Origin of the sequence: Mycetocola sp., from assembly GCF_025464835.1 — a bacterium.
Taxonomy (GTDB): Bacteria; Actinomycetota; Actinomycetes; order Actinomycetales; family Microbacteriaceae; genus Mycetocola_A.
This window is the reverse complement of record NZ_JAODMP010000106.1, coordinates 1-12,024: the sequence shown is the minus strand read 5'-3', so window position 1 is coordinate 12,024 and position 12,024 is coordinate 1. Positions and strand designations below refer to the sequence as shown.

At 63.5% G+C, this 12,024-nt stretch carries 12 protein-coding genes; 5 read left to right on the top strand and 7 right to left on the bottom strand.

What is annotated here, in order from left to right; genetic code table 11:
• Positions 1 to 99 precede the first annotated feature (99 nt).
• Positions 100 to 861, top strand: coding sequence for an SDR family NAD(P)-dependent oxidoreductase (locus JWP90_RS13140; protein WP_297365099.1), 762 nt, complete (start codon positions 100 to 102; stop codon positions 859 to 861).
• A gap of 49 nt (positions 862 to 910) precedes the next feature.
• Positions 911 to 2,761, top strand: coding sequence for a hypothetical protein (locus tag JWP90_RS13135; protein WP_297365096.1), 1,851 nt, complete (start codon positions 911 to 913; stop codon positions 2,759 to 2,761).
• Here the strand turns inward: JWP90_RS13135 and JWP90_RS13230 are convergent.
• The 4 genes from JWP90_RS13230 to JWP90_RS13120 form a co-directional block, all read right to left on the bottom strand.
• The gene (locus JWP90_RS13230; protein WP_367182735.1) at positions 2,758 to 3,282 is read right to left on the bottom strand and encodes a DUF2510 domain-containing protein; all 525 of its coding nucleotides are present in this window, start codon (positions 3,280 to 3,282) and stop codon (positions 2,758 to 2,760) included. The two genes, JWP90_RS13135 and JWP90_RS13230, sit on opposite strands and share 4 nt — an antisense overlap.
• Before the next feature lie 90 nt (positions 3,283 to 3,372).
• On the bottom strand, positions 3,373 to 4,380 hold the full coding sequence (locus tag JWP90_RS13130) for a fumarylacetoacetate hydrolase family protein (protein WP_297365093.1): 1,008 nt from the start codon (positions 4,378 to 4,380) through the stop codon (positions 3,373 to 3,375).
• Positions 4,380 to 5,204: an IclR family transcriptional regulator gene (locus JWP90_RS13125; RefSeq protein ID WP_297365090.1), complete on the bottom strand. Its 825-nt coding sequence runs from the start codon at positions 5,202 to 5,204 to the stop codon at positions 4,380 to 4,382. The genes JWP90_RS13130 and JWP90_RS13125 overlap by 1 nt, the downstream gene beginning before the upstream one ends.
• Before the next feature lie 47 nt (positions 5,205 to 5,251).
• A complete protein-coding gene (locus JWP90_RS13120; RefSeq protein WP_297365087.1) occupies positions 5,252 to 5,935 on the bottom strand; it encodes a hypothetical protein in 684 nt (227 codons plus the stop codon).
• 176 nt (positions 5,936 to 6,111) lie between these two features.
• On the opposite strand from JWP90_RS13120, the gene JWP90_RS13115 reads away from it, so the two are divergent.
• The gene (locus tag JWP90_RS13115; protein WP_297365084.1) at positions 6,112 to 7,392 is read left to right on the top strand and encodes an MFS transporter; all 1,281 of its coding nucleotides are present in this window, start codon (positions 6,112 to 6,114) and stop codon (positions 7,390 to 7,392) included.
• A 278-nt stretch (positions 7,393 to 7,670) separates the two neighbouring features.
• Here the strand turns inward: JWP90_RS13115 and JWP90_RS13110 are convergent, their stop codons facing one another.
• The 3 genes from JWP90_RS13110 to JWP90_RS13100 are packed head-to-tail and all read right to left on the bottom strand — an operon-like array spanning position 7,671 to position 10,440.
• On the bottom strand, positions 7,671 to 8,456 hold the full coding sequence (locus JWP90_RS13110) for a fumarylacetoacetate hydrolase family protein (RefSeq protein WP_297365080.1): 786 nt from the start codon (positions 8,454 to 8,456) through the stop codon (positions 7,671 to 7,673).
• The gene (gene dmpG, locus JWP90_RS13105; protein WP_297365078.1) at positions 8,453 to 9,499 is read right to left on the bottom strand and encodes a 4-hydroxy-2-oxovalerate aldolase; all 1,047 of its coding nucleotides are present in this window, start codon (positions 9,497 to 9,499) and stop codon (positions 8,453 to 8,455) included. The genes JWP90_RS13110 and dmpG overlap by 4 nt, the downstream gene beginning before the upstream one ends.
• Positions 9,496 to 10,440, bottom strand: coding sequence for an acetaldehyde dehydrogenase (acetylating) (locus JWP90_RS13100; protein WP_297365075.1), 945 nt, complete (start codon positions 10,438 to 10,440; stop codon positions 9,496 to 9,498). The genes dmpG and JWP90_RS13100 overlap by 4 nt, the downstream gene beginning before the upstream one ends.
• 137 nt (positions 10,441 to 10,577) lie before the next feature.
• Here JWP90_RS13100 and JWP90_RS13095 point away from each other — a divergent pair, with 137 nt between their 5' ends.
• Both JWP90_RS13095 and JWP90_RS13090 read left to right on the top strand, forming a co-directional pair.
• Positions 10,578 to 11,351 carry an IclR family transcriptional regulator gene (locus JWP90_RS13095; protein ID WP_297365073.1) on the top strand — a complete coding sequence of 258 codons (774 nt, stop codon included), beginning with the start codon at positions 10,578 to 10,580 and terminating at the stop codon, positions 11,349 to 11,351.
• A 336-nt stretch (positions 11,352 to 11,687) separates the two neighbouring features.
• A partial coding sequence (locus JWP90_RS13090; RefSeq protein WP_297365070.1) for a transposase occupies positions 11,688 to 12,024 on the top strand: 337 nt, incomplete at its 3' end.

Here is a 12,024-nt window from a genome sequence, read left to right as displayed (position 1 = left end):
ATTGGTCAACCGGTTTGTCTCTTTTGCTTCTAATATGTCGTAGAGCCCGCCGGCGCTGCCAGCGCGCAGAACTAGGCTGAGCGGCATTGACCGAAGGAGATGGAGCACGTGACGAAACGACTGCAGGGCAAGACAGCGCTCGTAACCGGAGCGGGGTCCGGCATCGGCCGGGCCATCGCCGAACGGTTCGCCCGGGAAGGGGCGTCCGTCGTGGTCTCGGATCGCGATCTGCACGCAGCCACAGCGGTCGCCGCGGCTCTCCCCCAGGCCATCGCCCTTCAACTCGACATCTCTGACGAGTCCAGCGTGGAGGCGGGGTTCGCCGCGCTCGTGGAGTCGGGCAGTGCCCCCGATGTGGTCGTGGCCAACGCTGGCGTCCAGCTGTTCGGCCAGGACGCTCCGATCGCCGACCTTTCTCTCGAGGCCTGGAAGCGCACGATCGACATCAACCTCACCGGGACCTTCCTCACCGTGAAGCACGCGGTTCGCGCGATGCTCGGACGCGGTGGCTCCGTCATCCTCACCGGCAGTCCCACCGGGTTAAATGGCGAAGGCCGCGACTTCACCGCCTATTCCTCGTCCAAGGCCGGCATCCACGGGCTCGGCCGCACCGTCGCTGCCGCCTACGCCGCCGACGGCATCCGTGTAAACACCGTCGTGCCCGGCTACACGGAGACTCCCCTCGTCACCACCATCTCCGGCGACGCCGAGGCACGCGCCGCGATCGTGTCGCGCATCCCCATCGGGCGTGCCGGTCAGGCTGAAGACGTCGAGGGGATCATGGTCTACCTCGCGAGCGACGAATCTTCCTTCGCTACCGGCGCCCTCTTCCGCGTCGATGGTGGCATGACAACGCTGTAGGCCAATCGTGACTATGGAGATTTTGAGCGCAAGTCGTGACTACCCGGGGATGAATCGCCCGCCCGCCGATCTCCTGCTGGAACGGGAAGCGAGCGCGCAGACGCTCGTCATCGGCCCGTGGTCGGTGACGCTCCGCGGTCCTGAGATCGACGATATCGTCTACGACGGTGTGCTCGTCGTTCGGAGCATCCGCCTCGTCGTCCGCGACCAGGACTGGGGCACCCTCCTAATGCACCTGGACAGCAGCGACCCGGCCGCCGGTTTCCATACCGTCGGCGACCGGTCCGAGCTCACGCTGTCCGGGCGTGCAGGCTTGGACGACGGCGTCGGTGTGTGGACCCTCACGATTGGGATCGAGGGTTCGACGCTCCGCGTGCGAGCCCGGGTGGAGGCGACCGCCCGATTCCGCCGCAACCGGCTGGGCCTCATCGTTCTGCATCCGCCGGGGTTGGCCGGGCAGCCGTTCACTGTCGAACACCCCGACGGGTCTGCGGAGCACGCGGTGTTTCCCAAGCGAATTTCGCCGCACCAGCCAGCACGCGATATCCGGGGGTTGTCCTGGCGGTCCGATGTCCAGAACGGTACCGCCGTCGACAGCGTCCTCCGTTTCTCCGGCGATGTCTTCGAAATGGAGGACCAGCGCAACTGGACCGACGCCTCTTTCAAGATCTACTCGACGCCGCTGTCGAAGCCCTTCCCCGTCGAGCTCGCACCGGGAACCGTCGTCGATCAAGCTGTCGAGCTACGCTGCGCGTCAACCGGCTGCAGCGCACCGGACATGACGGATACGCCGACGCGAGTGAAGGGATCGTTCGGCGATGCGGATGCCACCGTGCGAGTGCCGGTCGTGTCGACATCCGTGTCGAGCGGCGCTATCACCGGTCAGCCGATCCCTCCGGCGTTCGGGCCATTAGTCTGTGAGCTCGACCCGGGCACCGCCAATTGGCAGGCCGTGCTCGACCGTGCGGTTACGGAGTCCGGCAGGCGCCCCCTCGACCTGCGACTCATCCTCGACAGCCACGCGCAAGCCGCGTCCGTGTTGGATCGCGTTCGGGACGCGGGAATCGAGCTCGCCCGGATCGGTGCCTTCTCCCGCCTGACCCACCTCTCCGAGCCGGAACTGCTCGCCGACGTGCAGCGCCTTCTGGACGCTCGGGGGATCGGGGCCGAACTGGTCGGCGGTACTCGCGCTCATTTCACCGAGCTGAACCGGAATGCCGACCGGCTGGAGCGGTGGGGCGGATCACTGGCGTTCAGCATGACTCCGTTCATGCATGACCGGGGCGGCCACCAGCTCGTGGAGTCCATCGCCATGCAACGCATCGTCGTGGAGGACGCTTGCGCCATCGCGCATGACCGCTCATTGCACGTCGGTCCGATCACGCTCGCCGCCCGTTTCAACGCGGTGGCGACGTCCGCTCCCCAGGTCCCGACCTCGGACACCCTCGACGACGGGTTTGGGGCGGAGCTTGTCGCCGGCGCGACCGACCGCCGGCAGAGCGCGTCGTCGCTCGGCGCATGGGTGCTCGCCAGTGTCGCCGCCCTTGCCGTTGCCGGAGTGGAGTCGGTGTCCTACTTCGAGACCTCCGGGACGCGAGGGCTCATCGATGGAGTCGGGCGCGTCACCGCTGCTGGCGAGGTGCTCGGCTGGATCGCTGAGCTCTCGGGCGGCACGGTCGTTCCTCTAACCGCAGACCACCCTGCTCTCGTCGGCTTCGCCGTTCTCACGGATGGCGCCAGCGGCGAATCGGTGGGGATAGTCGGTAACCTCGGCGACACCCCACTGGCCGTGGCAATCGACGGGATCGATGACCTTTCGCTCGAACCCGGAGCCGTCAGACGGGTCGCCATCCGAGTAGCGCTTCGTAAGGCCGCCGACGTCGGCGTCTGCCCAGGCTAGTTGACGCGGACCGTTGGTCGCACCCGCTTCCTCCACAGCCGCCGCTGAGGCGTCGGCGCCGGTAAATGACGCCGTCGCTCGTTCCAACGGCGAGCGTTGTTTCGCTCTACAGCCTGAGGCGACGGTTCAACGCCAATGCGGCGCCAAGAAACACGCTGCCCTGAACCGTGCTTATCGATGACGGCGCGTAGTTCTACATTTTCCGAGGTTAGGTGTTGCGCGAGGTCCCGTGCGTCGGCCTTCCCGAGTTCAAAGATGGAGCGGCTGCTCTGTCGGAGGCTTGATGCTGCAGGTCTGCTGTTCGTCGTCGGCGCGGGCTGCCCGGCGGTGTCCAGAGCTCGGGCCTGTGCAGCCCAGCTGTTGCCGTCCCACCACCGCGCAGAACCCGTTGTTTCGGGGTCTGGGTACCAGCCGGGCGTGCGCGCATCGGTCTTGACGAGGAACGTCAGCGGTTTGTCGTCCTCCGTACGCGCGGTGTATATCTCGCCGCCCGGTGCGGGCTCGTTCGAGCGAAGGCACAAAGAGGCCCGAACCCACGGGGTCCTGCGGGCCCGGGCCTCTCAGTAGCCGTTTTACTGGCCGTGCGTGTTGTGAGGCTCTAGAAGTCCGGTCTATGCGGTGACGACAATCGACCCCAGGTTGGTGAACTGGACAGAGATCTCGTCGCCGGCGTTGATGAAGACGGCGTCAGTCAATCCGCCGGTCAGCACGGTGTCCCCGGCCTTGATGTAGTGGCCACGGGCCGCAAGGGAGTTCGCGGCCAATGCAAGCGCCTCGCCGGGGTGACCCTGCACGGCGGCACCCGTGGCGGTGTCGACGACCTCCCCGTTGACGCGTACGACGCACGCCTCGAGGGCCAGGTCCAGCCCGGCGGGATCGCGGGCTATTCCGCCGATGTAGAAGCCGGCAGAGGATGCATTGTCAGCGATCACGTCGGGCAGCGCGAAGCTGAAATTCTGGTAGCGGCTGTCTATTACCTCGAAACCGGCACGCACCTCGCCGACGGCTGCCATCGCGATGTCGGCCGTGATTCCAGGCCCGCGTAAGTCCTCTGCCATCGTGAAGACGATCTCCGGCTCGATCCGAGGGTGAATAAACCGCTCCAGATCGACAGGGACGCCCGTTTCGAGGTGCATGCGGTCGGTGATGACGGCCGTCAGCGGGGAGTCGATGCCCATTCGCTTCTGCTTCGCACGGGACGTTAGGCCCAGCTTGACCCCCACTGCCGTATCCCCATGGGCAACTTTGTCGCGAATGATCGCCTCCTGCACGTGGTACGCGGTAGGAATGTCCAGCTCGGGCCACTCATCGGTGATGCGCGTGATCTCCCGACGCTCGGCTTCCGCGTCGAGCAGGTGACACGCGGCGGTTTCGATGGTCCATTCCGTTCGCCTCGCCTCGGCTGGGCTAGCCGAAGGAGGTTGGGTCGGGACCACGGATTCGCTCTTCAAGGTCGTCCCGACCGCAAAATGATCAGGTTCGATCTCGTTGACCATGACACGAACGCTCGCCAGAGGCGCGTCGAGTGTAGTGGCTATGGTCTGGGCGACATTCTTGATGCACTGCGTGACTTTGTCGCGGTCGCGACCCTTCACAATGCTGATTTGCACGATGGGCATTAGGGTTCCTCGATTTCAGTGGAGTAGGTACCGGCGTCGCCGGATTGTTCGAAGCCGAAGTCTGCCGAGAGCCGGGCGGATGCGGTCAGCAGCGCCTCAATGACCGCCTGTTCGGGCGGATCCGGCAGGTAATGCACCGACCCAATGATGGCAAGCGTGCCGACCAGGGCACCTTTCGAGTCGCGCACGGGGGCGGCGATCGCGTTGACCCCCAGATAGGTCTCCTCGGGGGCAGAAGCCCAGCCCCGTCGGCGCGCCTCCGCGATCTCCTCGTCCAGTCGAGCGCGGTCGATGATGGTCTGAGGGGTTCGCAGCTCAAGCTCCAGTTGTTCCCACGCGCTGAGCAGTTCCTGCGATCCGAATGCGAGAGCGATCTTTCCCTGTGCGGCGGCGTTGAACCCGAAAGTCGTTCCCGGGTGAAAAAGGATGTCCATGGGAGAGTTACCGGGAAGCACATCCATGACCACGACACTTGTCTCGCTGATTTGGGAGAAGACGATGGTCTGGTTGACTTCGTTGCGCAGCTCTTCCATACGCGGCTTAGCGACGATGACGGCGCTGGCCTGCGAAGCGATACGGTTGCCGAGCAATGACAGCCGCCAGCCGAGCTCATACCGCCGTGTCTTCGGATCGTGTTGCACGTAGCCGGCAGCGCGCAACTGCGCGAGGTGACGGTGAACCCGTGCCTTGGGCAGGTTTATGCGTGCGGCGATCTCCGATACGCCGCTCGTTCCAGTCCCGTCAAGCATGGCTTCGATGATGCGCAACGCGGTGATAGACGCTGGATCAGCGGCAAGGGGGTCGAAAGTTGTTCCGGCTGTCATCTCTGTACCCTTCATTACGCAGGTCTCGCTCGCCGAGACGCATTGCTTCAGTAGACCGAGTCAAGCATTCGTTCGCTGAAAACGTGGTAGCTCTGGGTGTTGTATTTGTCGCGGTCCTCGGGTAGTACCAGCCGAAACGACGACGCCCCGCGGTTATGAGCGGGCAGCAGAAAGCAGCGGATGAACGTGGTGCTGTTTTTGGGCGTCGTGGGGGCCAGGACCGGGATGACGCCCATCTCCGACCAGGCTTCGCCCGATCGGTAGGTGGTGCTGACTCCTTCGGTATCGATCGTGATCTCGCCGTTCTGACAGATGCGGATGCCCGGACCTTGGTGTTGATGCGTCCATGCAGTGCCGCCCGGCGGAAAGGTGACCCGGTCGAGGCGCATGAGCAAGCCGAACCGGGGGTCGAGATCGTATTCGGCCTGCATCTTGAGTTCCGAGGTTGTCGCCGGCGCGGAATGCAGCGTGTGCGGGCGGTCCGCGAACTCTGGTTCAACAAGATCCCACCGCCACAGCCTGGCGCCGCTTGCGCCGCCGCGAACGGTGATCTGACCGGTCGTCACCATGCCGTTCGCCTCGGAAAGGTATTGCGACGCCGTGTCACTGTCGAGGTGCACGGAGCCGTCACGCACATAGATTGCTCGGGGCCCACCGTGAAGGTAGACAGGCTGAGTGTCCGGCGGTATCACGTCTTCGTGAAGCATCAGCGTCCGCGTCACCATGGCCATATTATCCTCCATCTCGAGAGACCCGCTCCGGCTTATGTCTCGCTCACCAATATACATCTTTTGCCTATCGAGACAATTTATTGACATCGCGCTCGAAATGATGCACGCTTCTGTACGCAGAGAGCACGATGTGCATGCCCATGACGTGGTGCGTCACGACATCAAAGGAGAGTCACATGTCATCACCGGCCCCAACCCAGACCCCGAGCGGTCCGTGGTATCGCGGAGCGACCAAGAACCAGTGGCGAGCGTTTGCCGCTGCCTACACGGGCTGGATGCTCGACGTGATGGATCTCATGATCTTCTCGTTCGTCATCACATACGTGATCGCGGAATTTAACGCCGATGCCGGCGCTGCCGGCCTGGTGGCATCGGGCACTCTCATCGCCTCAGCGTTCGGCGGCATCGTATTCGGGTTCCTTGCGGACCGTATTGGTCGCACCAAGTCGATGATGCTCAGCATTCTCTGCTACTCGATCGGAACACTTCTTTGTGGTTTCGCCCCGAACCTCCAGATGCTGCTGGTCTTCCGAATCATTGTCGGGCTCGGTGTCGGGGGCGAGTGGGGCGCTGGAGCGGCGCTGGTATCCGAGACGTGGCCCGCCCGCCACCGAGGCAAGGTCATGGCCTGGGTGCAAAGTGCGTTCGCTGCCGGCTATGCGCTCGCCGCGATCGTAGCCGCGATCGTGATCCCGTTGGGCGGCTGGCGCTGGGCCTTCTTCGCGGGGGTCATCCCAGCTCTCTTTGCCTTCTGGGTGCGTTACAACACGGAGGAGCCGGAGATCTGGAAAAAGACAGAGCGCGTCAGCGCGAAGGGCGCCGTGAAGAAACTATTCGCCGAGCACCCGAAGGCCGTTTTCACCTGCCTCGGGTTCACTGCCGCCGCATCGTGCGGTTACTGGGGTCTTTTCACCTGGATCCCGAGCTACCTTGCCAGCCCGGTCGCAGACGGCGGGCAGGGGCTCGACCTGCTGAAGTCAACTACGTGGATCATCCTGATGCAGGTCGGGGCAGCTGCCGGCTTCGTCAGCTTTGGCTACATCTCCGACCGGATCGGTCGCCGCAAGTCCTTCATCTCCTTCTTCATCGCTGCGGCGACCATGGTTCCAGTCTTCATGCTGGTCAAGGGCGATGTGCCAGTCATCATCTTTGGTGCACTCATGGCTTTCGTCGGAACGGGTTTCTACAGCGGCTTCGGCCCGACGTTCGCCGAGCTGTTCCCGACCGAGATTCGAGCCTTTGCGCAAGGCTTCATCTACAACACCGGCCGTGCGATCAGCGCCCTCGCTCCGGCAATGGTCGGGTTCCTGCTGATCGCTTTCGGCCCCGCCGTAGCGCTTGGAAGCACCGCCGTCTTCTACCTGGTCGCGGCGATCCTTGTGTTCTGCTTCCTGCCCGAGACGCGCGGGAAGGCGCTCGAGTCAGACTCCGTGCGTCCAGTCGCAGTGCCGGCATAGGGATCCATCGATATCAGAATCCGTCCGAAGGGCGGGTCGACACAGCCGTGTCGACCCGCCCTTTCCCGCTCCAGGCGTCTGCTGGGCGAGAGCAACGTGTGACATGTGCGGTCCCTGGCATACTGCGCGCGACCCACAGCGTGGCGGTGGGAGACGTACGGCCCGCCCACGGTGAACCCGCACGGGTGCTCCCGCGGTCATTGACCGGCACCGTTTAAATGGCCTAACCGCTCGCGTCGGAGGTGACGGAGCGGCTCGGCGGGTCTATCTGGTGTCGGTCACTCCGTGAAGCTGGCGGTGATACTGCCCAGGGTGCCGAAGTCAGCGGTGATGGTGTCGCCGGGAACGATAGCCACGGCGGCCGTGATCGAGCCCGCCATGATTATCGATCCGGCCTCCAGCGTCTGCCCGAGTGCCCCGAAAGTGTTTGCGAGCCAGACTGCACCCTCTATTGGATGTCCGAGCACCGCTGCGCCAAGACCTGTGGCCATAAGCTCGGCGTTACGCAGCAAAGAGACCTCGATGGCCGCCAGATCAACGTCAACGTGTGCGATCTCATCAGCACCGAGGAGCAGCGCCCCTGAGGACGCGTTATCGGAGATCGTGTCAGCCAGTTTTATCTTCCAGTCAGCAATGCGGGAGTCAATAATCTCAAGCGAGATGACCGCGTGACTGACAGCATCCGTCACATCCGCCGCTGTAAGCCCTGGCCCCCTGAGATCTTTCTTCAGCACGAAAGAGATCTCAGGCTCGATACGCGGCGCGATGTAATCGCGCAGGCTGATTGGCGCCGACGCGTCGAGCACCATGTCATCGAAGAGGTGTCCAAAATCGGGCTGGTCGACGCCAAGCTGCTCCTGCATCGCGAGCGAGGTGAGCCCGACCTTGAAGCCCACGACCGTGCGGCCGGCTGCCCTCCAGGCTGCTACCTGATGTAACTGCACACCATAGGCATCTTCGACGCTCAGGTCGGGATGCGTGGCAGTGAGCGGGGCTAAAGGCACGCGCGATGCGTACACCTCGAGCAACGCATCGCCCAACGCGGCCGAACTGGCGGTGCTCATGCGGCCGCCTCTGCTTCTTTCCTGGCGAGCAGGTCGAGTGCCACATCGACAATCATGTCTTCCTGGCCGCCGATCATTTTACGCGCACCGAGCTCGAGCAGAATCTCCATGGTGGACATGTCGTACTTGGCAGCGGCCGCCTCGGCATGCAACAGGAAGCTCGAGTACACATTTGCATAGCCCAGGCTCAGTGTTTCGCGGTCGACCTGCACCGGCCGTACCTGCAGTGGCCGCACGATGTCGTCGGCGGCATTCATAAGGGCGAAGAGGTCGGTGCCGTGGTTCCAGCCGAGCTTATCGGCGACGGCGATGAAGGCCTCAAGCGGTGCGTTTCCTGCGCCCGCGCCCATGCCGGTCAGGCTGGCGTCCACGCGGTTCGCGCCAGCCTTGACGGCGGCGACCGAGTTTGCGACGCCGAGGGAGAGGTTGTGGTGCGCGTGAATGCCAATCTCGGTGGCGGGGTCAAGTGCGTCGCGCAGAGCGTTGACGCGGTCGATCACATCATCCATTGTTTGCCCACCGCTTGAGTCCACGACGTATACGCACTGTGCGCCGTAGCTCTCCATGAGCTTGGCCTGCTTCCCGAGCTCGGTCGGGGTTGTCAGTGCGCTCATCATAAGGAAGCCAGTGGTGTTCAGTCCCAGCTCGCGAGCGGTCGCGATATGTTGCGCCGAAACATCCGCCTCGGTGCAGTGCGTGGCAACGCGGACATAACTGACCCCGGCCGATGCGGCACGCTTGAGGTCGTGGATGGTGCCGACACCGGGTAGCAGCAGGGTGGCGATCGCAATGTCCTCTGCAACTTCGGCGGCCGCTTCGATGAGCTCCACGTCGGAGTGGGCGGCGAAACCATAGTTGACGCTCGAACCGTTCAGGCCGTCGCCGTGGGCGACTTCGACGCTGTCCACGCCGGCCTTGTCGAGCGCCGTGACAATCTCACGCACGTTGGTCACGCTGTACTGGTGTCGAACCGCGTGGCTGCCGTCGCGCAGGGTGACGTCGGAGATGAAAAGCGTGTCTGTGGTGGGGTCGAACGAGGTCATGCCGCCTCCTCCTGGTTCTGCGCGCGGAGCGCGATGGTTTCGGCGGCTCGCAGGGCGGCCGACGTCATGATGTCGAGGTTTCCGGCGTACGCGGGCAGGTAGTGGGCGGCGCCCTCCACCTCGAGGAAAATGCTTGTCTTCAGGCCGGTGAACTCACCGATACCGGGCACGTTGACGGGTGTGGTGATCTCATCGAATTGAACATTTTGCTTGAGGCGGTAGCCGGGCACATAGCTCTGCACCTTCTGCACCATCTCGGCGACAGCCTTTTGGATGGCGTCTCGGTCGGCATCGGCGGTGAGAGTGAAGACTGTATCGCGCATGAGCAAAGGCGGCTCCGCCGGATTGAGAATGATGAGCGCCTTGCTTGCCTCCGCGCCGCCGACCTTCTGGATGGCGTCGGCGGTGGTCTCTGTGAACTCGTCGATGTTGGCGCGGGTCCCGGGCCCCGCTGACTTGCTGCTGATCGAAGCCACGATTTCGGCGTAGCGTACGGGAACGACGCTCGCGACGGCGGCGACCATGGGGATGGTGGCTTGGCCGCCACAGGTGACCATGTTGAGGTTCAGAGCGTCGATGTGCTCTTCCAGATTTACCGCGGCGATGCAGTACGGGCCGATCGCGGCAGGGGTGAGGTCGATGAGACGAATGCCGGGCTTTGCGGCCTGCAGCTGCGTCGCGTTGTACCTGTGGGCACTCGCGGAGGTGGCGTCGAAGACGATGTCGATGGTTTCGAACTCGGGAGAGGCGATGAGGCCGTCTACTCCCGTCGCGATACCGGCGACGCCCATGCTTTCGGCGCGGCGCAGACCGTCGCTTTGGGGATCGATGCCGACGAGGGCTGTGATCTTCAGAAGGCCCTTCCCCCGCAGCATCTTGATCATCAAGTCGGTACCGATGTTTCCGGATCCGATGATGGCGGCGTGTACTGGCTTGGCCATAGGCCGTCCTTTCCTGTGCGGACTCGCGCCCTGTTCGATACTTCGACGCTTGTCCTTTATATCGAACACGAGCGAAAGGGTGATGTCAACACGTCGCTTCATTTGCACAGCACTCCGATCCCGAGTATTCATGAGGCATGGTCCGTTTGACTCCCGCTGTTGTGCGCACGCTCGACATCCTCGAACTCTTCCTCGAGGACGACACTGCGCTCAGCGCGCCCGACGTCGTGAAACTCACAGGTCTACCTCGCACCACCGCCCACGAATTGCTTTCCACGCTTGTCGCCCGGGACTACCTGCAGAAAGACGAAGCAACGAACAAATTCCGGCTCGGCGTCCGGCTATTGCAACTCGGCAACGCATACTCAGCACGATTCGACATGCTCGCCGCTGCCAATGAGGCCGCTCGCAACCTTTCCAGTCTCAGCGGCGAAACCGTCAGCGTTGCCCTTCGCGAGGGGGCGGACGTCTTCTACCTCGCCAAAGTTGAAACCCGCGACAATTTGCGCCTACCGTCCAGCATCGGTCAGCGCCTCCCCGCCAACGCCACAGGCCTGGGCAAAGTACTGCTCGCCTATCTCTCCCCTCAAACCCTGCGCGCGCTCTTTCCTGATCCCGAACATCTGCCGGTCATGACCAGCAAGAGCATCGCCACGTTGCCTGAACTGGAAAAGGAACTGGACCGCGTGCGCGAGTACGGGGTCGCATTCGAGTACGAAGAGTCGACGCCCGGCATCATGTGTGCCGCTGCCCCGGTTCGTGACTCATCAGGCGCCGTTATCGCTGCTATCAGTGCATCGATACCCGCGGCCCGCTGGCACCAGCGTTCCGAAAAGGAATGGGCAGAGCTCGTCGAAGGCGGCGCCGTTGGGCTGTCGGCCAAGCTCGGCTTCACCTCCCTGGCGCCGTAGGGATCATGTCTGTCGACTGCTCGATTGTGATCCACCGAACGGGCATCGACGCCACCCGGGGCGATCGCCAGTTCTCTTCCGATCCGGTTTGCCCGGGCGACAAGTTAGTCGCGCGCTGATCACGGTGTGAAAGGCCTCGAAAATAAGGAGCACCGGCTCGGGAGAAAACAGCCCCTCGCGAAATGCCTCTCCGCGCCGGAGGAGCTCCCCCGCCGGGGTTACGTCCCCGTGAGTGGTGTGGTTTCCCGCTCTTGAGCTCTGCTTCGTTAATGTGAAGAGCCACCGTGGGATGGTCAGTGAGTACCGACTAGAGCAACTCACGGAGGACACCACACGATGGCTCTCGACCAGTCTGCCCTGCTGAACCTGCGGGGAGAACTCAAACTCACCGATGTCACCGATCGCATTCGCGTCGCGACCGAAACTCTGTATCAGGAACTGATCGATGCGGAAGCGACCGCGTACATCGGCTCCGCCCCGTTCGTACGCTCCGGCGACCGCACCACGCATCGCAATGGCACCCGCCCGAGGACGTTGTCGACCACGGCCGGAGATCTTGATTTGACGATCCCGAAGCTGCGCGCCGGATCGTTCTTCCCCGCGCTGCTCGAGCGGCGCCGCCGGGTTGACCAGGCCTTGTTCGCGGTCGTGATGGAGGCTACCCGAACTCTGG